The organism is Brevundimonas sp. UBA2416 (genome assembly GCF_002343105.1).
Taxonomy (GTDB): domain Bacteria; phylum Pseudomonadota; class Alphaproteobacteria; order Caulobacterales; family Caulobacteraceae; genus Brevundimonas.
Map to the genome: position 1 here is coordinate 99,085 of NZ_DDRM01000045.1, position 20,277 is coordinate 119,361.

Genomic DNA, 20,277 nt, shown 5'->3' on the forward strand with positions numbered 1-20,277 from the left:
TCAATCCGCCAACGGCAAGACGGTTCAGGCGGCGGGCAGTTCGACCCAGAAGGTGGCGCCCTCGCCCGGGGCGGAGGTCACGCCTATCGAGCCGCCCTGCAACTCCACCAGACGCTTCGCCAAGGCCAGTCCGATGCCGTGGCCCTCGACCGTCGAGCGTTCGAGCCCCAGCCGGTTGAAGGGTTCGAACAGCTGGGTCTGTTTCTCGATCGACAGACCGCCGCCGCGGTCGATGACCTCGATGCGGACGCCGTCGTAGACCTTGCTGGCGCGGAAAACGACCACGCCGCCCGCCCCGCCGTATTTGACGGCGTTGGAGGCCAGGTTGGCGATGACCTGGGTCAGGCGCTGCGAGTCGGCGAGGGCCACGAGGCCGTCGCCTTCACTGACCACTTCCAGCCGGATTCCCTGCGCATCGGGCCGCAGGGCCGTGGTGCGGCGAACATCTTCAAGCACACCCGGCACATCGGTCGGCCGAAGCTCGACCTTGACCGCGCCGGACTCGGCGCGGGCGACGTCCAGCAGGTCATGCGCCAGGGCCTCGACCTGGCGGGCGGTCTTGACCAGCATGTCGGCCATCTCGGCCTGGGTCGCCGAAACCGGGCCAAGCTGACCGCCCTTCCACAGTTCCCCGATGCCGATCACGCCGCCGACCGGGCTCTTGATCTCATGGGCGACGTTGGCGAGCAGGCGGGACTTGGCTTCGGACGCCTTCTCGGCGCGCACCTGACCCAGTCGGGCCCGGTCGGCGAAGCGGTCGCGCTCTTCGAGCAGGGCCGCGACCAGCATGATGGGCATATAGCCGAAGAGCACCAGCAACTGGGCCATCAGGGCGCGGTCGGCGCCCTCGAACGCGACCGCATAGGGGCCGAAGCCCCGCATGCTGCCGCCCACGGCCAGAATGGAAATGATCACCAGCGCCGCCGTGACGCCCAGCATCCGCAGCCTGACTGCAATGAGCAGCAGCAGCGGCATGGTGACGAAACCGATCGGCATCTGCTGTTGCGAGAACACCGTGTAGCAAACGGCCGTCAGCCCACCCAGCAGCACGACCGCCTCAATGGCGCGTGCCGGAACCCGGTAGCGCGCGACCTCACGCTTCGTCAGGGCCAGACCGAAACTGGAGAGAACGGCGATACTGAGCGCATGGCCGAACCACCACGTCTGAACGGAATCGAGGAAATCAGCGCCTGTCATCCACCAGAGCATGCCGCCGGCGAAGGCGGCTGCGGGGATGGGAGCGACGACGGCGGCGGCCAGCAGGAACCGGCAAGCGCCCTGCACGGACGCGAGATTCAGGGTCGGGGCGAAGCGCCGCGCGAGCAGGACAGCGAGACAGATTTCCAGCATGTTGGCGGCGGTGAACATCACCGTCAGCCCGGTGGAATTACCCCCGAGAAGATTGCCCGCCGCGATGCCGGCCGCGATCAACCCGCCGAATGACAGGTCATAGAGCGGTCCCCGCGAGGTTCGAAGCCAGACGGCCACCGCGACGCCGGCCGCACCCCACAAGGCCGCCACCACGCCGGCGGACCGCGCAAAGGTCAGGGACAGGACGACCAGCACCAGCACGGCCATGGCGGTGAAGACAGGCGCCATCGGCTGGCCGTTGCCCACCGGGCGCGCGCCGGCGGCGGCACGGGCCTGGGTCGGGATGTCAGTCCCGACGGCAGACTCAAGCGGGTCGAGCGCGCGGCTCATGGTCATCTTCGGGTCCGAACGGCAGGATGTCAGCGATTTTCCTACCGCGGCGCATCCTAATATCCCCTGAAGGTCAGGCGACGGCGGCCAGCACCCGATCCAGCTCCCGAACCGCCGCGGCCGGCCCATCGGGGTGAGCCCAGACGGCGGCGCTGACGGCCACGAAATCGGCGCCCGCTGCGGCGAGTTCGCCGGCGGTGGCCGCCGTGATGCCGCCGATGGCGACACAGGGGGTTTCCACCGTCTCCTGCCAGATGGTCAGGATCTCCGGATCGGGCCGGTGAATCGTCGCCTTGGTCGTGGTCGGGAAGAAGGCGCCGAAGGCGACATAGTCCGCCCCGGCCTCGGCCGCGTCCATCGCCAGTTCCCGGCTGTCATGACAGGTGACGCCGATCATGGCGTCCCGGCCCATCATGGTGCGGGCCGCGCTGACGGAGCCGTCAGACTGCCCCAGATGAACGCCGTCGCAGCCCGACCGGGCCGCCAGGTCGGCGCGATCGTTGAGGATGACCGCCACGCCCCGCGCCTGGGCGATAGGCTTCAGCGCCGCAACGGCGGCCAGCACGGCCGCGTCGTCGGCGTCCTTGAGCCGGATCTGCAACGCCGCCACGTCCCCGGCGTCCAGCGCCGCCTCCAGATCGCGCGCAAAGGCGACCAGATCGGGGATCGCCGGCGGTGTGATCAGATACAGCCGGCAGGGCGGGCGGTCGGGAACGACGGGGGTCTTGGCCATGGGCGGGAAGTGCGACGGATGAACCGCATGGTCAACCGCCCAGTGCGAACGACTTGCATTCGCCCGGCCGCGCCTGCTATAGCGAACCATTCGCAACCAGTCGGGTCCGCCCCTCCGTGTACGTCTGCAACTGTAACGGCCTTCGCAAACGTGACGTCGCCGCCGCCATCGAGGCGGGCGCGACGCGGCCGCGCGATGTCTTCGCCCGCAACCAGTGCACCGCCCAGTGCGCCAAATGCGTCTGCGAAATGCGGGAGATGATTCAGGAAACCCGCGAATCCTTCGCCATGGCGGCCGAATAGGCCCACGCCCTCCCTCCGGGGAGATTCATTCGCATTTTCAATGTCGTGATAAGCACTCGCAGGTGAACACACGGCTGGTTGTCGTGCTAAAACAGCGCTTCAAAGCCGGTGATTCAGGATGGTCGGGCCGACCGCCGCGCCGCTGACGGAAAGAATGACGATGAAGGGCGATCCCGCGATCATCCGCACCCTCAACGCGGTGCTGACCAACGAACTGACGGCCGTGAACCAGTATTTCCTGCACGCCCGGATGTTCGAGAGCTGGGGCCTGAAGCATCTCGGCCAGATCATCTACGACGAATCGATCGGCGAGATGAAACACGCAGACATGCTGATCAAGCGGGTGCTGTTCCTCGACGGCCTGCCGAACATGCAGGACCTGCACAAGCTGAAGATCGGCGAGACCGCCGTGGAATGCCTCGGGGCCGACCTGCAGCTGGAGCTGGGCGGGCGCGAGACCGTGAAGGCCGGCGTGGCCCAGTGCGAGGCCGCACAGGACTTCGTCAGCCGCGACATCCTGATGCGCATCCTGAACGACACCGAGGAGCACATCGACTTCCTCGAGGCGCAGTTCAAACTGATCGAACAGCTGGGCGAGCAGAACTATCTGCAGTCCGCCATGACCGAAATCGCCCCGGACAAGAGCGCCACCGGGAACTGACGGCCCGGCCCGCTCATTCCGGTCCCGCAGCCAAGGGGAGCCGGAATGACATCCATCGATCACGCACTCGACGACGCCCAGGACGCGGCGGCCAGCTTCCTCAACGCCGAGGGGCGCGGTGCCGCCCATGTGGCGCTGGGCGTGGCCGTGACGGTCGGCTTCGCCCTCGCCGCCACCCTGTTCGCCAGCCGAACCATCCGCCCGCGCCCGCAGTTTCTGACGGACGACGACGCCCCGATCACCGAGCGGCCGCGCGGGCCGTTGAGCCTGATCCTGCCGGCGGTGTTCTCGGTCACCACCCTGTCGGCCGTGCGGGTGTGGAACGCCCCTGCCCGGCCCGAGCGCACCACGGCCATGGGCCTGTGGGCCGCGGCCCAGGCGCTGAACGCGGTGTGGATCGCCATGCGGCCTGCCAGCCGTGGCCTGCAGATCGCGGCGGCCATGTCGTCGGCGGGACTGGCCGCCGCCTTCGCCCATGAGGCGCGCAAGCTGGACGAGCGGGCGGGCAAGCTGGCGTCGCCGACCGGCGGGCGCGTGCGGCTGGCCAACTTCCTTCAGCGCAAGGCCGACCATCGGCCAACGGTGCACTGAAAGACCCCCAGCTTGCCGTGAGGCCCGGCATCCTCTAGGGACTGCGCCCGTTCGCGCGCCATCGCAGGCTGCGCCCAATCCCTTCCGAGACACCCATGGCGAAGATCAACGGCAACAACATCAAGCCCGGCATGGTCCTTGAGCACAACAAGGGCCTGTGGGTCGTGACCAAGGCCAGCCACGTCAAGCCGGGCAAGGGCGGCGCCTTCGCCAACGTCGAGGCCAAGAACCTCGAAACCGGCAACAAGCTGAACGAACGCTTCCGGTCGGAAGACAAGGTCGAGCGCGTCACACTGGAGCAGAAGGACTTCTCGTTCCTGTACGAGCAGGGCGACGCCCTGGTGTTCATGGACGACGCCACCTACGAACAGACCGAGCTGCAGAAGGACTGGGTCGGCGAGGACCGCGTCGCCTATCTGCAGGACGGCATGAAGGTCGTCATCGAAATGCACGAGGACCGGCCCATCGGCCTGACCCTGCCCGACCAGGTCACGCTGGAAGTCGTCGAGACCGAGCCCACCGTGAAGGGCCAGACCGCCTCTTCGTCCTACAAGCCCGCCATCGCCAACAACGGCGTCCGCATCATGATCCCGCCGTACATGGGCGTGGGCGAGCGGATCGTCGTGGATACGACGACGGGCGAGTACGTTCGGCGCGCTGAATAGAAGTGGCTAGTGGCTAGTGGCTGGTGGCGAGTGGGCATCGCGCCCGTAGTCAAAGCCGGTGGTCCCAAGCCGGAATCACTAGCCACTAGCCACTAGCCACTCGGCCCAGCTTGGGCCGCCACTTCTCCGCCTATCCGGGCCCCTGCGCCTTTTCAGGATAGTCGGACCAGGAGATCCCCATGGCCCTCGCCTCTGCCCTCGTGTCCGTCATGATCGACGCGGTCCGCAAGACCGCCCGGCCTATGCTGCGCGACTTCGGCGAGGTCGCCCAGCTGCAGGTGTCGCGCAAGGGTCCCGGCGACTTCGTCACCGCCGCCGACATCAAGGCCGAGGACACCCTGTACGAACTGCTGATGAAGGCCCGCCCCGGCTACGGCTTCCTGGGCGAGGAGCGCGGCATGATCGAGGGGACGGACAAGTCCCACCTGTGGATCGTCGACCCGATCGACGGCACCACCAACTTCATGCACGCCATGCCGCATTTCGCGATCACGGTGGGCCTGCAGCGCACCGCGCCAGACGGCAGCTCCGAGATCGTGGCCGGCGTCACCTACAACCCCGTCATGAACGAGCTGTTCTGGGCCGAAAAGGGCAAGGGCTGCTATCTGAACGACCAGCGCATCCGCGTCGCGGCGCGCCGCGACCTGTCGGAAAGCCTGATCGCCACCGGCCTGCCCTTCATCGGCAAGACGGGCCACGCCCAGGCCATCAAGGACATCCACGCCATCGGCCAGCGCGTCGCCGGCATCCGCCGTCTGGGCTCGGCCGCCCTGGACTTCGCCTGGGTCGCGGCCGGGCGGTACGACGCCTACTATGAGCGCAACCTCCAGCCCTGGGACGTGGCCGCGGGCATATTGTTCGTCACCGAGGCGGGCGGCATCGTCACGACCATCGACGGCGAGGGCCGTCCCGAGACGGGCGCCCAGATCCTGGCGACGAACTCGGACCTGCATCCGCAGCTGCTGAAGGTGTTGCGGGGCTAAGCTCCGAGGGGCGAGAGTATCGCTTTCCGGACAAGAAATTCCGGCGATGAACGCTGCCGTTCCGTCATCGCCCGCTGAGGCGGATCGTCGGCCCCTGAGGCGGCGGCGGCGACGGGTTTGGCCATGTCAAAGACCCAGGCCCGGCGGGCCTTTCACCACTATGCACGGGCCTGCGTCAGAAGCGGTCGTCGGGCGGGTTCCGGGGCGACTTCAGCGCGCGTCGGAGGGTCGAAAGTCGTGCATCGGGGTCCTCAAGGGGCGAGAAGACACGGGGCGGGAATACACACCTGGGCGGAGGGGATTCCGATGCCAATTGAACTCCGCCAGGAGGCTTGCTGCCTCTTCATCGTATTCCGGTCGAGAATGGTGGATGTGGTTCGCGAGCGCCCGCAAGACGCCTTCCTCAAATCCCTGCTGACGAAACGTGCCGGCCCGTTTTGGCTGCCGCGCCGGCTCACTCATGCCTGTCAGCCGCTGTCGCCTGGTCGACGGGTCTTGCCGGTTCAGACTGGCAGATCGGCCAGGGCTGCCAACTCATCGTAGATTGCGTCGCCCGTACGACTCCTGGCGTTCCCCCAACTGGTTGCCGTCGTCGGGTTCACCAGAACTCCGTCACCCGTAAGCACCAGCACATTCGGCAGGCCCGGCAACTCCTGAATGCCGAAGCGAGTGGCGATGCCCAGATTGTGTCCGTCACCGCTGCTTGGCATCCCGATATTCACGAAGACCAGTTCGTACTTGCGTTCGATCAGTTCGGCGAAGCGATTGGTAGCCAGCCAACCGGCGAGGGCGCGGCTGTCGCCGCACCAGTTGGCTCCCATCACCAACAGGACCCGTTTGCCCGACTGTCTGGCCCGCGCCAACGCGGCGTCCACGTCGGCCGATGCGTTCTCGCTCACGTGATAGGAGCGGGCTTCCGGCTTGCTCGCAGTGTCGGGCGCTGACGCGCAAGCCGCCACGGCCAACGCCGCCGCGACGATCAGCGTAACTCGTTTCACCGGGCAATCTCCTGTGGACGGCGCGTTCAGCGGTGATCAGTCACGCGATGCCGCCGTGTGGAAGCCCCGGTTCGCCACGAATTCGAGGGTGGGTCAAGCTGCGGCCGCGTCCCGGATCGCCCTTCCGCGACGGATCGGCACGCGGTGCGAACCGTTTCGGCGGACGCCGGATCGGGAGGCGGTGGTTGCAGGACCGTCAGCCCGGGCGGGCCTCGCCCCATTCACACCAGCCGAACGCACGGGGAGTCCCGGGCAGATACATCGTCTCGACCGCCTCGATGACGAGGCCAGCCGCTTCAATCGAGGCGGTTACCGGACGGGTCAGGTGACAGCCACCGGCCAAGGGGCGCCAGAAGGGCTCGATGCGCCGCTGCCACCGCTGCACCCCGGGATCGGGCGACAGGCCATGCTCGCTGTAGAGAAAGGTTCCCGTCGTCTTGAGTACCCGGCGGGCCTCGGCCAGGACCGCAGCCGGGTTCTGCACCGAGCAAAGCGTGAAGGTGCAGACGACCGTGTCGAAACTCCGGCTGTCGAACGACAGCGCCTCGGCCCGTCCCGCGACGATCTCGACCATCAGGCCTGCCGGTCGAGGGGCTTCCCCGGCCAGGGACCGCAGACCTTCAGAGGGATCGACGCCCGTGACGCTCTCCACCCGGTCGGGATCGTAGAAGGCCAGGTTGAGGCCGCCGCCTATGCCGAGCTCCAGCACGCGTCCGCGCGCGCGGGGCACGATCTTCGCCCTTTGCCTGCGGATGGGCTTCGCCCCGCAGGCACAGCCGATCAGACGCGGCAGGATCTGTCGATCATAGAAGCTGCTCACGCTGAAACTCCCTCAGGCCCTTGCGGTGACAAGCCAGGCCGAGCCGGCCATCATCACACCCTGACCGGGCCTGTGCGCGGCGCTGAAAAGCGACAGCAGATCGTCCCCGGCGCGATCCTGCACGGCCCGGGGCTGGCCCTCCAGCAGGCGACCGGCCGCAAGGGATGAGAAGACGAACCGGACGGCCTCCTCCGGCGTCGCCCCGGCTCCGCCCAAGGGTTGAAGCACCGAACAGGCCACGATCTCCGTCCCGGTAAATCCGCCCTCTGCCAGGACCGCGTTCAGATAGTCGAGGTCCTCGAACGCGAACGGACCGGGTGCACGGGGCACGGCGGGCGGGACATCGACATGCCGACGGAGCACGCCCATCACCTCCATCATCCACGGATTGTCGCGCGGCGGGCCCCAGACCGCCAGATCGATGCGTGCGCCCGGCTTCAGACATCGGTGCAGATTGGCGAAGGCCGGGCCGGGGTTCTGGAAAAACATGCTGCCGAACCGCGAGAACAGGCGATCAAAGGGGGTCTCAGCCTGGTAGAGCGACGCGTCGGCGCATTCGAAACGGGCATTCGGCACCCCGGCCGCAACCCCGCGCTCGGTCGCCTTTGCGATCAGATCGGGCGAGATGTCGATCCCGACCACGCTTCCCGACGAACCGACCGCCGAGGCGATGGCGAGACTGGTCGCGCCGCCGCCGCACCCGATGTCGATAACGTGCTGGCCCGGTTGAAAGCCGGCCCGGGCCAGCAGGGCATCGCCGATGGGCGCGATCATCGACTCAAGGCGATCGATGTTGGCCAGCCATCTGGCCCCCATCTCGCCGGCCCAGTCCTCGGCCCGGGGCGCTTCAGTGGAATCCGGATCAGGCAACGGCATGGTGGTCTTCTCTGTCTGAAGGCCGGGAGCAAGACGCCCCGGGCCTGAAATCCCCGATCAGGCCTGGGGTCGGGCGCTGGAGGCTCAAGGTAAGCGCGATCAGGCCCGCGAAAAATACACCGAGGCCGCCCGCATGGACCTGTCCGCCGCCGACCGGGCCGAGGTGTCGCGACGGCTGGGGGCGGTCAGTCGAGGGTCTTGAGACCGGCTGCTGTCATGTCTGAAAACCACCCTTGGGCGACGGTCCGGTTTCGACCCGAAGCGGACGTTTGGAGCGTGGGCTCTGAGGCTCTCGTCTTCCAGCTACATATCTCTTGGGAGGTAAGGCGTAACCGCGAAGGCCAGAGCGTTGAGGCCCAAGACGAACGTCACTGCCCAAGCCAAGTAGCGGTTCCTGCCCAATAGCGACACCGCCAACAGGAGAAGTGACGGCACCGCGAACGCTACATATACAACGACTTGAAGGTAGACCCACGCGAAGCCGTTTTCGAGGACCGGCAAGAGATACGAAAACCAAAGCCCGAGCAGGGAAAGCGCGAGGGCCAACAGGCCGGATATCCTCGTCAGAACGGGCAGCATTGGAGTTGCCATCTCAAATTCCTAACGGGGACCACGTAATCCTCGCGCTACGTCAGCGAAAGTGAACCCATCTCCTTAGGTCTGCAATCCACCCTCAGACGATGGTCCGCTCCCGACCCATTGCGGACATTCGGCATCGCTGTAGTGATCGTGAATGGGCAAAGGTCAACGCATCGCGCAGCAACTGGACGAGCTAGAACGCGAGTATCGGTCCGTTCTGGAGAAGGCACTGGTTGACTGTGCTGGCGGTCGCTGGGGGCTATTCGGCCACAATGAACATTTGAGCGCGTCGCCCCCCGCCGAGATGCGCGACCTACAGTCGCTTGCTCAGGCCATAAACCGACTTCGGGCGCAGGTCGGAGAACCGCCGTTCTCTCTTCACGAAGAGTTCGAAGCAGCCCGTGGGCGCGCTGGCGCAAACGCGCCGGGTGAACCCAAGCAGGCGCGAGCGTGGCTTGAACGGCTCGCAGCGAGTTAGGTCCGCTTTCCACCTTCAGGCGACGGTCGGCTCACGACCCATTGCGGACATCCCACTCCCCCGTATGCTTACGTCGGGCGCGGTAGCATAACTGGAGAGTGCATCAGGTTCGCCCTGAAGACGCCGGGTTCAAGTCCCGGCCCGTGCCTATCGTGTCCGCTTGCTGCCGCGACGCCCGCTTCCGCTCTCGACCCATTGCGGACACAGCAACTACCGCCGAAGTGTGCGCTCGCGCCGCTCATAAAACCATTCTGAGAATGCCAAAATGCTCAAGCAGCCTGCCCAAACTGGAAACACCGCGAACCGCGACTGAGCCAGCCATGTGCCGATCAAAGGCAAACGGCCTTCGACGTTGAAGACCCACGCACCAAGGACAGTGATCAAGATCAACCTGACAAGCTGCAACGCGTAGTAGATTTTCTTCGAGGGCCGCGCGGCTTTGTGTCTCAGCAAGTCATCGCCAGTCAGCCGCTCACCAAAGACGGCCTCCATGATCTTCTTTCGCCTGTTTGAGTTGGGATTGTCGGTCATGTTGACGACCCTCGCTTTGATGGTCTCAAAGTCAACTGTCAGGCTGTCGATTTCATTCTGGGTAGAGTCCGCTCACCCCCCATAGCCGACCTCCGGACCGTCCGCTTTCAGCGCTGCCCCCACCGCGTCCCCGTCACCCGATCAGGCTTCTCGCCGCCGCCCGCGCCTCGTCCGTCACCACCGCCCCTGACAGCATCCGCGCGATCTCCTCCCGCCGCGCCTCATCGTCCAGCGTATCGACGGTGGTGGTCGTCACGCCGCCCGCATCCGTCTTGCGCACCTTCCAGTGGGCGTGGCCGCGGGCGGCGACCTGGGGGCTGTGGGTCACGACCAGGACCTGGGCGCCGCGCGAGAGCCGCTCCAGCCGTGCGCCGACGGCGGACGCGACGGCGCCGCCGACGCCCTGGTCGACCTCGTCGAAGATCATCACCGGCTGGCGTTGGTCCTCGCGGCCGGCCAGGGCCGCCTTCATGGCGAGGGCGAAGCGGGCCAGTTCGCCGCCTGACGCAATGGCGTCCAGCGGGCCGAAGGGGGCGCCGGCGTTGGTGGCGATCTCGAAGCGGACAGTCTCGACGCCCAGCGGGCCGCGCCGGCCCTCGGTCACCGGCTCGAAGCCGACGCGGAAGCGGGCGCGCTCCAGCTTCAGGGGGGCCAGTTCCTCCATCACGGCGGCGGTCAGCCGGTCGGCGGCGGCCTCGCGGGCGGAGGTCAGCAGGATGGCGGCGACGTCATAGGCCTCGCGCGCGGCGGAGGCGGCGCGTTCGGCGGCGCTGATGGCCTCGGCCCCGTCCTCGATCAGCCGCAGCTGTTCGCGGAAGCGGAGGCGCAGGGTCGGCAGGCAGTCGACCGAGGTGTTCAGCTTGCGGGCGGCGGCGCGCAGGGCGAACAGCCGCTCCTCGGCCTTGTCGAGCCGGCCGGGCTCGAAGTCGAAGGCGTTGGCGGCGGCGTCGACGCAGGCGATGGCCTCTTCCGCCTCGACCATGGTGCGGTCGATGGCCTCGGCGGCGGCAGCCAGTTTCTGCAGCAGGGGGTGTTCGGGGTCGGTCCCCGCCTGGCCGGCCCGCGTCCGGGCGTGTTCGACGGCGCGCAGGGCGGCCGACAGCTTCTGGGACAGCTTGTCCCCGCCCAGGGAGGCGCGGGCGTCGGCGAGGTCGGCCACGGCCTTTTCGGCGGCGCCGAGAATGGCGCGTTCGCCGGCCAGTTCGGTCTCCTCGTCGGCGCGGGGGTCGAGGTCGTCCAGATCAGCGAGCGCCTGCGTCAGCTCCTCGGCCCGCGAGGCGGCATCAGCCGCGGCGGCCTTGAGGTCGGCGACGGTGCGTTCGGCGGTCTTCAGCCGGTCGGCCGCGCCGGCGACGCCGTCCAGCTGGGGCTGCAGCCCGCCGTAGTTGTCGAGCAGGGCGCGGTGGGTCTTCCAGTCGAGCAGGCCGACTGTCTCGTGCTGGCCGTGGACCTCGACCAGGGCCTGACCGATCTCGCGCAGGGCGGTGACGCCCGCCGGCTGGTCGTTGACGAAGGCGCGGCTGCGGCCGTCGGCGGCCAGGGTGCGGCGCAGGATCAGCTCCTCGCCGGGGGCGACATCGAAGCCGCGCTCGCTGATCAGGGCGATCAGGGCCGGGTCGTCGGGGGCGGTGAAGACGGCGGTGGCCGAGGCCTGTTTGGCCCCGGCCCGCACCAGACCGGCGTCGGCGCGTGCCCCCAGCGCCAGGCCGAGGGCGTCGAGAATGATCGACTTGCCGGCCCCGGTCTCGCCGGTCAGCACGGTCAGGCCGCCATGGACCTCGAGGTCGAGCGCATCGACCAGCACGATGTCGCGGATGGAGAGGGCGGTCAGCACGGGCCCGCTCCGATGGCGTTCACGGGAGCGGGAGCGCGAGGACGGGAGGCGCAGGGATCAGGATGAGGCAAAGCGAATCGATCTCTCGGGCGACGCCGGAGAATGCTGGCCATTCGCGCCCCGGGTAAAGCCCGAGACTAGCGGAACATATCGGAAACGTCAGCCCGGAATGATCCGGCGCAGCCAGCTTTCGCGCTGGGCGGTCGGGGCGACGTCGGGCGTCCGGCCGTCTTCGGATAGCAGGGCGTAGGCCTCGGCGTACCAGGGGCTGCCCGGATAGTTGAAGCCGAGCACGGCGCCGTTGCGGGTCGCCTCTTCCCTCAACCCGAGCGTCAGATTGACCTCGACCAGCCGGTACAGGGCCTCGGGCGTGTGCGAGGTGCGCTGATAGGCTTCGTTGTCGATCACCGCCTTGTAGCGGTTGATCGCCGCCAGCGGCTGGCCGGCGCGCTGGTAGTAGCGGCCGATGGCCATTTCCTTGCCGGCCAGCTGGTCGTTGACCATGTCGATCTTGACCGTGGCGTCGATGGCGTAGGACGTGCCCGGATAGCGGCGCTGCACATCCTTCAGCCCGTCCAGCGCCGCCTGGGCATAGCCCTGGTCGCGGCCGACGTCGGTGATCTGTTCGAAATTGCACAGGGCCTTCATGTAGAAGGCGTACGGGGCCGACGGATTGCCCGGGAACAGCTGGATGAAGCGGTCCGAGGCGGCGATGGCCTCGGCGTAGTTGTTGTTCTGATAGTAGGCGTAGATCTGCATCAGGATCGCGCGGCGCGACCACTCCGAATACGGATGCTGGCGCTCGACCTCCTGGAAATAGTCGATCGCATCGGCCCAGCGGTTGCGCTGCAGGCGCTGGTAGCCCGTGTTGTAGAGGGCCTCGACCGGCCGCTCTTCATAGGCCAGACGCGGACGTTCGGGGCGGCCGCTGCAGGCCGAGATCGTCAGGGCCGAAACAGCCACGGTGGCCAGGACCAGGCCGGCGCGGAATTTGGAAGCAGGCAAGGACGACCTCAACTTGAAATGCCGGCGGGCGCGGACCCGTCGGCGCCCCCGAAAAACGAGACGCGATCTCTACACCAGCGAACCTGCCCACGCCAATGCGCGAAGAACAGCGCCAAAAAGGCGCGCCGCGCCTTGTGGCCGGGCCGTCCGCTGGTATGTAGCGCGCCAACGCCGCGGACGCATTCTCAGCCGGGCGATGACGGCGAAAGGATGACCGGACATGAAGCTGCTCTCTGGCAACTCCAACCGGACCCTGTCCCAGGCCATCGCGGCCCACCTCGACATGCCCCTGACCAAGGCCCAGGTGAAACGGTTCGCCGACAACGAGGTCTTTGCCGTCATTGAGGAAAACGTCCGCGGCGAGGACGTCTTCGTCATCCAGTCGACCAGCTATCCGGCCAACGACAATCTGATGGAGCTGCTGATCATGACCGACGCCCTGGTGCGGGCGTCGGCGCGGCGGATCACGGCCGTCATGCCCTATTTCGGCTATGCCCGGCAGGACCGGAAGACCGGAGGGCGAACCCCCATCTCGGCCAAGCTGGTGGCCAATATGATCACCCGCGCCGGGGCGCACCGGGTGCTGACGATGGATCTGCACGCCGGCCAGATCCAGGGCTTCTTCGACATTCCGACCGACAACCTGGTCGCCACCCCGGTGCTGGCGCAGGACATCAAGGATCATTACCCGCGCGGCGATGACCTGATGATCGTGTCGCCCGACGTGGGCGGCGTGGTGCGGGCCCGCACGCTGGCCTCGCGCCTCAATGCCGATCTGGCCATCGTCGACAAGCGCCGGGCGAGGGCCGGCGAGAGCGAGGTCATGAACATCATCGGCGACGTCCAGGGCCGGCGCTGCATCCTGTTCGACGACATCGTCGATTCCGGCGGCACCCTGGTGAACGCCGCCAAGGCCTTGATGGACAAGGGCGCGACCGAGGTTTCGGCTTATATCAGCCACGGCGTGCTTTCGGGCCCGGCCGTCCAGCGGATCACCGACGGACCGTTGAAGGAACTGGTGATCACGGACTCCATCGAACAGCCCCACGAAGTTTTGAACTGCGGAAAAATCCGTACGGTTTCCGTGGCCCCGCTGATCGGAGAGGCTATCCGGCGGATCGCCAACGAGGAATCCGTGTCCAAACTGTTCGATTAACGGTCGGAAAACGGTTCTCCACGCGTTATAAGCCCTTCAAACTCCGGCGCCTCGACGCGCCGTGCGTCCTTGTGGGGATTTCGCATGTTTCAGGCTCTTCCGCGTCGCGGCCTTTCGTTGGCGGCCGCCGCCGGCTTCGTCCTTCTGGCCAGTTGCGCGACTCCGGAGCCTGAACCCGCGCCCGCGCCCCCGCCGCCGGCCCCGGTCCATGCTCCGCTGCCCGCCGTCAGCCTGAACGAAGGCGTGGCCCAGGCCGCCTCCATCTATGTCGCCTTCATGCGCGAGGCCGGCTCCATCCAGGCCGGGTTCACCAGCGCCGAGGCCATCCAGGCCGCCATCCGCCGGGGCGCCTCCTATGAACCGGCCCAGCTGTCGCGCGGCATGATCGCCTACGGCTCGATCCTGGCGCTGCAGTCGCCGGAGTTCGTGCAGGGCGTCCGCGCGATCGCCGCCGACCCCGCGAACCGCAGGCAGATCATCGACCGGATCGTTGCGGACCCCGCCTATGCCGCCACCCTGCCCGGAGCAGACGCCGCCGCCGGCCTGATCGTCGACACCATCGGTCGTGATTCGGCGGCCATGCTGATGATCGCCGACGCCGTCGAGGAGGACGCCTATACGATCCAGGGTCGTCGGGACCCGCGCCGCCGCTGGGCGACGGTGCCGATCAGCGACCGCGTGACGCGACTCGAGGGCGCAAAGGCCCTGTCGGCGGTGCAGATGCTGCCGTCGGCCGAGGAATCGGCCCGTCTGTTCGCCGCGGCCAACTCCGGCTCGGGCCTCTCCCTGAACGCCTCGCGCTCGGGTCCACCCTATACGCCGGCCGTCGCCCGCTCGTTGGCCATCGCCGCCCTGGCCGCGCTCGGCGCCGGGGGCGAGGACGCCCGGGCCAATACCGAGGCCCTGACGGTCGATCAGAACAGCGAGTTCTGCCTCAACATGTCCAAGCTGATGCTGTTCCAGTGCCTGGCCGCGTCACGGCCCAGCTATGAGGACATGTTCTGCGTCGGCCGCCATGTGGCGCGCGACCTGGCCACCTGCACGGCCCAGAACATCACCCCTGCCCCCGTCGAGACGACGGCGACCGCGGTGACGGGCGGCGCGCCTGATTCCGCACCGGTGCAGTCCCCGGTGGCGGAAGCCGCGGCGGCGGCCTCCGCTTCGGCCACCGCGGCGTTGAACAGCGGGCGCTAACGTTCAATTCCATTCGGGTGTCGCAATGACGCCTGGGACGGTTGCGTCAACGCCGGTTGGCGTGTAATGACCCGCGCTCTTGAATTCAGGGTCCCTGACCCCGCCGCGAGGGCTGACTGGTCAGCGCGGCGTTTGTGTTGTTGAGGCGAGGCGATGGCCGAGATCATTCTGAACGTGGACGTCCGTAATGGCGTCGGCACCGGCGGCGCTCGCGCCGCGCGCCGCGCGGGCATGGTCCCGGGCGTCCTGTACGGCGGCGACAAGGCCCCCGTGGCCATCTCGGTGAACGAGCGCGACTTCCGCAAGTCGCTCTACACCGGCAAGCTGCTGGGTCACCTGGTGACGCTGAAGTACGGCAAGGAATCGCAGCCGGTCATCGCGCGCGATGTCCAGTTCGACCCGGTCACCGACCGCCCCCTGCACTTCGACCTCATGCGCGTCGATGAGAAGCAGACGATCAAGATCGAAATCCCGGTCCACTTCATCAACCAGGACCAGTGCGAAGCCTTCCGTCAGGGCGGTTCGCTGGAAATCGTCCGTCACTCGGTCGAGGTGAAGGTCCGCGCGGATCACATCCCGGAAGACCTGATCGTCGACCTGGCCGGCCACAAGATGGGCGACACCATCCGCTGGTCCGACCTGAAGGGCACGCAGGACGTCGAGCCGACCATCACCGACCGTGACTTCGTGATCGCCTCGATCAAGACGTCTTCGGCCGCCATCTCGGCCGCCGCCGACGATGCGCACGACGCCGAAGTGGCCGCCGAGGTCGAAGCGACCGAACAGGCCGCCGCCGAGGAAGCCGGCGAAGCCGCCGCGGAAGACACCGCCGAGGGCTGATCGCCTCTCGACAAACTGCTACTGGAACGGCCCCATCCGGAAACGGACGGGGCCGTTTCCTTATCCGGACCTCGCGCCATGATCATCATCGCCGGCCTGGGCAATCCGGGTCCCAAATATCAGGGCAACCGCCACAACATCGGCTTCATGGCCGCTGACGAGATCGCGCGGCGCTGGTCGTTCGGGCCCGAGCGGGCCAAATTCCAGTCCGTGATCCGCGAGGGCGAGGTCGCGACGACCGAAGGGCCGGTCAAGGTCCTGCTGATGAAGCCCCAGACCTTCATGAACGAGAGCGGTCGGGCGGTCGCCGAGGCGGCGCGCTTCTACAAGGTCCAGCCCGGCGCGGTCATCGTCTTCCACGACGAGATCGATCTCGCCCCCGGCCGCTTCCGCATGAAGACGGGCGGCGGGGCAGCGGGCCAGAACGGCGTCCGCAGCCTGATCAGCCAGTTGGGCCCTGACTTCCGCCGCGGCCGCATGGGCGTCGGCCACCCGGGCGCGCCGGAACTGGTGCACGGCCATGTGTTGAGCGACTTCCACAAGGCCGACCGGACCTGGCTGGAGCCGATGCTGGACGCCGTCGCCGGCGCCCTGCCCTTCGCCCTCGCAGGCGACGACGAACGCTATCAGGCCGAGGTCATGCGCCTGGCCCCCGCCCCGAAATTCAGCCCGCGTCAGGCGGCGCAGAATGCGGCGCGGGGCGAATAGCCGCGCTTTCCATCAACCGCCGCGCCCGTTAGTGCGGGGGGGCGCCGCCGGGGCTGTCCCGGCCCTCGACAAGGCCTGACCTCCATGCACCGCGCTCCGTTCCTCGCCCTTGCCCTGCTGACCCTGACCGCCTGCACCCCGGGCGGCGGCGCGGGTTCCGGTGAGGCCGCAACGGTGCAGGTCGCCGACGCCATCTGCCGGCCGACGCCGGTCGGGCGCCAGATGACCGGCTGCTACCTCACCCTGACCGCCGCGACCGCCGACCGGCTGGTTTCGGCCAGCAGCACCGACGCCAATCTGGTGCAGATCCACGAGAGCCGGATCGAGAGCGGCATGATGATGATGAGCGAGCTTCGCGAGGGCCTGCCCCTTCCCGCCGGTGAGACCGTGGCCCTTGTACCGGGCGGCAATCACCTGATGCTGCTGGGAGTCGAGGAGCCTCTGGTCGCCGGTGATACGGTCGCCCTGACCCTGACCTTCGAGACGTCACCGGCCGTCGAGGTGACTGCGACGGTCGGTCAACCGCCCGTTGCCGGGTCGGATGAGGCGGTCGCCCCGGCCGCTCTCTGACGCGCGAGACTGACAAACCGGTCGTGACCGGCTAAAGGCTCGCGCTCACGAGGAACCTCCCCAAGACCATGGCCCTGAAAGTCGCGATCGTCGGCCTGCCCAATGTCGGCAAGTCCACCCTGTTCAACGCCCTGACCAAGACGGCGGCGGCCCAGGCCGCCAACTATCCGTTCTGCACCATCGAGCCGAACACCGGCGACGTGGCCGTGCCCGAGCCGCGGCTCGAGGTGCTGGCGTCCATCGCCGGGTCGAAGGAAATCATCCCGTCGCGGATCACCTTCGTCGACATCGCCGGCCTGGTGCGCGGCGCGTCCAAGGGCGAGGGCCTGGGCAACCAGTTCCTGGCCAACATCCGCGACTGCGACGCCGTGGCCTTCGTGGCCCGCTGCTTCATCGACGACGACATCACCCATGTCGAAAACCGCATCGACCCGATCTCGGACCTCGAGATCATCGAGACCGAACTGATGCTGGCCGATCTCGAAAGCCTCGAGAAGCGGGTCGTCAACGTCGAGAAGAAGGCCAAGGGCGGCGACAAGGAGGCCCAGACCACCCTGCGTCTGATCAACATGGCGCTGACGCCCCTGCGCGCCGGCAAGCCCGCCCGCGTGGTCCAGGTCGACAAGGAAGACCAGAAGGCCTGGCACATGCTCCAGCTGCTGACCTCCCTGCCGGCCCTCTATGTCTCCAACGTCGACGAGAACTCGGCCGACAAGGGCAATGAACTGTCCGATCTGGTCGCCGCGCGCGCCGCCCGGGACAATGCCAAGGCCGTGGTCATCTCGGCCAAGATCGATTCCGAACTGGCCGTGCTGGACGCTGACGAACAGGCCGAGTTCCTTGAGAGTCTCGGACTGGCCGAACCCGGTCTGAACCGGCTGATCCGCGAGGCCTATGCCCTGCTCGGCCTGCAGTCCTATTTCACCGTGGGGCCGAAGGAAGCGCGCGCCTGGACCATCCATATCGGCGACACCGCGCCCCAGGCCGCCGGCGTCATCCATACCGACTTCGAAAAGGGCTTCATCCGCGCCGAAACCATCGCCTACGAGGACTTCGTCGCCCTCAAGGGTGAGGCGAAGGCCCGCGAGGCCGGCAAGCTGCGCGCCGAGGGCAAGAGCTATGTCGTCAAGGACGGCGACGTGATGAATTTCCTGTTCAACTAGACCGCTCGTCGCTTGAACTGTCGTGCCCTGAGGGTTCTTCATCCGGCGATGGCTGGTTCATCAACCTTCCTGCCGCTGCACCTCGCCCAAAACGGCGCGGCGGCAGATTCAACGCAGCGGACGATCGCTCAGGGGATCGGCCCCGCGGCCGGAGCGGCGGCCGGCGCGGGGCACCGCACCAGACTGACCACCGCATTGTTCCGGTTCAGCCAGGTCAGGCGCATGCCGTCACCCTGCACCGCCATCCTGATCCGCTCGCTCGAGGTCTGGCCTTCCGCCGCGCAGCCCAGCGCCGCCTGATAGCCGTCAGCGACCTGGGTGATCGACAGGATGCCGCAACTGTTCTCATAGCCCTCGAACCGGGTGGTCGTAATCTCGATCGGCCGCTCCGCGCCTTGCGGATTGGCGCACCATGCGGCGTTGGCCGCCCAGCGGCCCACGAAGGTCTGCGGACCGGAGCCCGGCATGATCGAGCCCACGCCGGGCGGCGGGGTCGGGGCTGGCGCCTGGGCTTCCGGCGTATCGATCGGGGCGGCCGGATCGGTCGGCGGATTGGTCCCGGCCTGCCCGCACGCGGCAAGCGCCAGGACGGCCAGCAGGGCGAGGCGATTTGCGGTCATCACACATGAACGCTGTTCGGCTGTCGTGGCTCCGAACTTTCCCCCACATCAAGAATTCGCGGTCACGCTTGCATCGTCCGCAAGATTTTGCGACCGGTTCGCTTGTGTCGAGAACAAGGGGGCGTCCCGCATGACTCAGAACACCAATCCATGGGCGAAACAGATCGATCCGCTGGCGCAGGATATCGCCGCGGTGCTCAGAAGCATGGGCGGTTCGGCCCACCAGCGCGACGTCGTCCAGTGCGTCGCCGCCATGAAACGACAGCGCGGCGAGACCGTCGCCCAGGATCTCGCCAACAAGATCGTTGAGGCCTTCGAACGCTATCGCGACCTGTTCTTCAAACCGTTCGGCGAAGGCTCGATGCGCTGGGCCCTGCAACCCGGCGTCGCCTGATCCTTTCCTGAAACCGGCCAACGAAAAGGCGCGCACCCCGCGAGGGATGCGCGCCTTCGTCGTTTCAGACGTCAGCCTCTAGAAGCGGCGGACGAAGCTGAGGCCGTAGGTATCGGCCTCGCCGCCGTTGTCGCGGAAGTCGCGGCGGGTCCAGTCGGCGCGGATCCCGTTGCGGCCGTCGATGAAATAGTTGGCGCCGACGCCGTAGTTGACGCTTTCGCCGTCGCCCGAGGCCGTCACGCCCGCGAGGTCAGCGGAGACGCGGGTCGTGCCGTAGCCGAGGCGGCCGAACAGCTCGAGGTTCTCGTTGATCGGCAGTTTGGCGACGCCATAGGCGGCAGCGTCCCAGTCATGCTCGATCTTGCCGTCGACGCCCGCGAAGGTGATGTCGTCGTCCTTGACGCCGATCGAGGCCTCGCCTTCGACGCCGAAATTGCGGGTGAAGTCATAGCCGACCCGGCCGGTGATGGCGCCGAGATCGCCGCCGTCGGTGTCCAGCTGGGTGTAGCCAATCGAGCCGGTGATCGGGCTGACAGGCTCCTGCGCCATTGCGGGCGCGGCGATCAGAGTAAGGGCGGCGGTGGCGAGAAGAATGTTACGCATTGTTTCTTGTATCCTCTAGATGTGGCAACCAACGGCTGCCAGCCCCATCCAGCGAAGACACAAATGGGCGGCCGAAAGCGGCGTTCCAGTGGCGGGCCGATACATAACGACAACTGTGTGAACCGAAGCACAGACCGCGTTACTTCAAGAAAGACAGTTTTGTGGCGAGAAGACCGCTGCGCCTGTCAGCGGTCCTTTTCTCGCTCCGTCCCGGCGCGGGCGTGCAGGGCGGCCTGGGCCGCCGCCAACCGGGCGATCGGCACGCGGTAGGG

The 20,277-nt window shown here is 67.4% G+C and carries 23 protein-coding genes and 1 tRNA gene; 13 read left to right on the top strand and 11 right to left on the bottom strand.

The window, feature by feature from the left end; translation table 11 throughout:
• Positions 1 to 24 precede the first annotated feature (24 nt).
• Both B3E43_RS14910 and thiE read right to left on the bottom strand, forming a co-directional pair.
• A complete protein-coding gene (locus tag B3E43_RS14910) occupies positions 25 to 1,701 on the bottom strand; it encodes a sensor histidine kinase (RefSeq protein WP_292030870.1) in 1,677 nt (558 codons plus the stop codon).
• A 73-nt stretch (positions 1,702 to 1,774) separates the two neighbouring features.
• Positions 1,775 to 2,434: a thiamine phosphate synthase gene (thiE, locus tag B3E43_RS14915; RefSeq protein WP_292030871.1), complete on the bottom strand. Its 660-nt coding sequence runs from the start codon at positions 2,432 to 2,434 to the stop codon at positions 1,775 to 1,777.
• Between the two features lie 116 nt (positions 2,435 to 2,550).
• On the opposite strand from thiE, the gene B3E43_RS14920 reads away from it, so the two are divergent.
• From B3E43_RS14920 to B3E43_RS14940, 5 genes are all read left to right on the top strand, one after another.
• The gene (locus B3E43_RS14920; protein WP_292030872.1) at positions 2,551 to 2,736 is read left to right on the top strand and encodes a (2Fe-2S)-binding protein; all 186 of its coding nucleotides are present in this window, start codon (positions 2,551 to 2,553) and stop codon (positions 2,734 to 2,736) included.
• 160 nt (positions 2,737 to 2,896) lie between these two features.
• Complete coding sequence (gene bfr, locus B3E43_RS14925; RefSeq protein ID WP_292030873.1) at positions 2,897 to 3,397, top strand: bacterioferritin; 501 nt, start codon at positions 2,897 to 2,899, stop codon at positions 3,395 to 3,397.
• Between the two features lie 45 nt (positions 3,398 to 3,442).
• Entirely contained in the window at positions 3,443 to 3,988 is a 546-nt protein-coding gene (locus B3E43_RS14930; RefSeq protein ID WP_292030875.1) for a tryptophan-rich sensory protein, read from the top strand.
• Positions 3,989 to 4,083: 95 nt separating this feature from the next.
• The gene (gene efp, locus B3E43_RS14935; protein WP_292030877.1) at positions 4,084 to 4,653 is read left to right on the top strand and encodes an elongation factor P; all 570 of its coding nucleotides are present in this window, start codon (positions 4,084 to 4,086) and stop codon (positions 4,651 to 4,653) included.
• A gap of 179 nt (positions 4,654 to 4,832) precedes the next feature.
• The gene (locus B3E43_RS14940) at positions 4,833 to 5,636 is read left to right on the top strand and encodes an inositol monophosphatase family protein (RefSeq protein ID WP_292030879.1); all 804 of its coding nucleotides are present in this window, start codon (positions 4,833 to 4,835) and stop codon (positions 5,634 to 5,636) included.
• Positions 5,637 to 6,139: 503 nt separating this feature from the next.
• On the opposite strand, the gene B3E43_RS14945 is transcribed toward B3E43_RS14940, so the two are convergent.
• The 4 genes from B3E43_RS14945 to B3E43_RS14960 all read right to left on the bottom strand — a co-directional run bounded on the left by B3E43_RS14945 (position 6,140) and on the right by B3E43_RS14960 (position 8,909).
• Complete coding sequence (locus B3E43_RS14945; protein WP_292030881.1) at positions 6,140 to 6,634, bottom strand: thioredoxin family protein; 495 nt, start codon at positions 6,632 to 6,634, stop codon at positions 6,140 to 6,142.
• 196 nt (positions 6,635 to 6,830) lie between these two features.
• The gene (locus B3E43_RS14950) at positions 6,831 to 7,454 is read right to left on the bottom strand and encodes a class I SAM-dependent methyltransferase (RefSeq protein ID WP_292030883.1); all 624 of its coding nucleotides are present in this window, start codon (positions 7,452 to 7,454) and stop codon (positions 6,831 to 6,833) included.
• 12 nt (positions 7,455 to 7,466) lie between these two features.
• Positions 7,467 to 8,330, bottom strand: a complete 864-nt coding sequence (locus B3E43_RS14955) for a class I SAM-dependent methyltransferase (protein WP_292030885.1) — start codon at positions 8,328 to 8,330, stop codon at positions 7,467 to 7,469.
• A 303-nt stretch (positions 8,331 to 8,633) separates the two neighbouring features.
• Positions 8,634 to 8,909, bottom strand: a complete 276-nt coding sequence (locus B3E43_RS14960) for a hypothetical protein (protein ID WP_292030887.1) — start codon at positions 8,907 to 8,909, stop codon at positions 8,634 to 8,636.
• A gap of 554 nt (positions 8,910 to 9,463) precedes the next feature.
• On the opposite strand from B3E43_RS14960, the gene B3E43_RS14965 reads away from it, so the two are divergent.
• A tRNA-Arg gene (locus B3E43_RS14965) sits at positions 9,464 to 9,536 on the top strand.
• A gap of 61 nt (positions 9,537 to 9,597) precedes the next feature.
• Here the strand turns inward: B3E43_RS14965 and B3E43_RS14970 are convergent.
• The 3 genes from B3E43_RS14970 to B3E43_RS14980 all read right to left on the bottom strand — a co-directional run bounded on the left by B3E43_RS14970 (position 9,598) and on the right by B3E43_RS14980 (position 12,757).
• The gene (locus tag B3E43_RS14970) at positions 9,598 to 9,918 is read right to left on the bottom strand and encodes a hypothetical protein (RefSeq protein ID WP_292030890.1); all 321 of its coding nucleotides are present in this window, start codon (positions 9,916 to 9,918) and stop codon (positions 9,598 to 9,600) included.
• 133 nt (positions 9,919 to 10,051) lie between these two features.
• Positions 10,052 to 11,752: a DNA repair protein RecN gene (gene recN / locus B3E43_RS14975; RefSeq protein ID WP_292030892.1), complete on the bottom strand. Its 1,701-nt coding sequence runs from the start codon at positions 11,750 to 11,752 to the stop codon at positions 10,052 to 10,054.
• Positions 11,753 to 11,911: 159 nt separating this feature from the next.
• Positions 11,912 to 12,757: an outer membrane protein assembly factor BamD gene (locus B3E43_RS14980; RefSeq protein ID WP_292030894.1), complete on the bottom strand. Its 846-nt coding sequence runs from the start codon at positions 12,755 to 12,757 to the stop codon at positions 11,912 to 11,914.
• 220 nt (positions 12,758 to 12,977) lie between these two features.
• Here B3E43_RS14980 and B3E43_RS14985 point away from each other — a divergent pair, with 220 nt between their 5' ends.
• The 6 genes from B3E43_RS14985 to ychF all read left to right on the top strand — a co-directional run bounded on the left by B3E43_RS14985 (position 12,978) and on the right by ychF (position 18,388).
• The gene (locus B3E43_RS14985) at positions 12,978 to 13,913 is read left to right on the top strand and encodes a ribose-phosphate pyrophosphokinase (protein ID WP_292030897.1); all 936 of its coding nucleotides are present in this window, start codon (positions 12,978 to 12,980) and stop codon (positions 13,911 to 13,913) included.
• Between the two features lie 84 nt (positions 13,914 to 13,997).
• A complete protein-coding gene (locus B3E43_RS14990; RefSeq protein WP_292030899.1) occupies positions 13,998 to 15,107 on the top strand; it encodes a hypothetical protein in 1,110 nt (369 codons plus the stop codon).
• A 153-nt stretch (positions 15,108 to 15,260) separates the two neighbouring features.
• Positions 15,261 to 15,947 (top strand): 50S ribosomal protein L25/general stress protein Ctc, encoded by a 687-nt coding sequence (locus B3E43_RS14995; protein WP_292030901.1) that lies wholly within the window; start codon positions 15,261 to 15,263, stop codon positions 15,945 to 15,947.
• 78 nt (positions 15,948 to 16,025) lie between these two features.
• Entirely contained in the window at positions 16,026 to 16,655 is a 630-nt protein-coding gene (gene pth / locus B3E43_RS15000) for an aminoacyl-tRNA hydrolase (protein WP_292030903.1), read from the top strand.
• An 84-nt stretch (positions 16,656 to 16,739) separates the two neighbouring features.
• Positions 16,740 to 17,225: a copper chaperone PCu(A)C gene (locus B3E43_RS15005; protein WP_292030905.1), complete on the top strand. Its 486-nt coding sequence runs from the start codon at positions 16,740 to 16,742 to the stop codon at positions 17,223 to 17,225.
• 68 nt (positions 17,226 to 17,293) lie between these two features.
• Positions 17,294 to 18,388, top strand: a complete 1,095-nt coding sequence (gene ychF / locus B3E43_RS15010) for a redox-regulated ATPase YchF (RefSeq protein WP_292030908.1) — start codon at positions 17,294 to 17,296, stop codon at positions 18,386 to 18,388.
• A gap of 128 nt (positions 18,389 to 18,516) precedes the next feature.
• Here the strand turns inward: ychF and B3E43_RS15015 are convergent, their stop codons facing one another.
• Positions 18,517 to 19,008: a hypothetical protein gene (locus tag B3E43_RS15015; protein WP_292030910.1), complete on the bottom strand. Its 492-nt coding sequence runs from the start codon at positions 19,006 to 19,008 to the stop codon at positions 18,517 to 18,519.
• A gap of 130 nt (positions 19,009 to 19,138) precedes the next feature.
• Between B3E43_RS15015 and B3E43_RS15020 the strand changes: the two genes are divergently transcribed.
• Positions 19,139 to 19,402 carry a hypothetical protein gene (locus B3E43_RS15020; RefSeq protein WP_292030913.1) on the top strand — a complete coding sequence of 88 codons (264 nt, stop codon included), beginning with the start codon at positions 19,139 to 19,141 and terminating at the stop codon, positions 19,400 to 19,402.
• A gap of 78 nt (positions 19,403 to 19,480) precedes the next feature.
• Here B3E43_RS15020 and B3E43_RS15025 read toward each other — a convergent pair whose 3' ends face one another.
• Positions 19,481 to 20,005, bottom strand: a complete 525-nt coding sequence (locus B3E43_RS15025) for a porin family protein (RefSeq protein ID WP_292030915.1) — start codon at positions 20,003 to 20,005, stop codon at positions 19,481 to 19,483.
• Between the last annotated feature and the right edge of the window lie 272 nt (positions 20,006 to 20,277).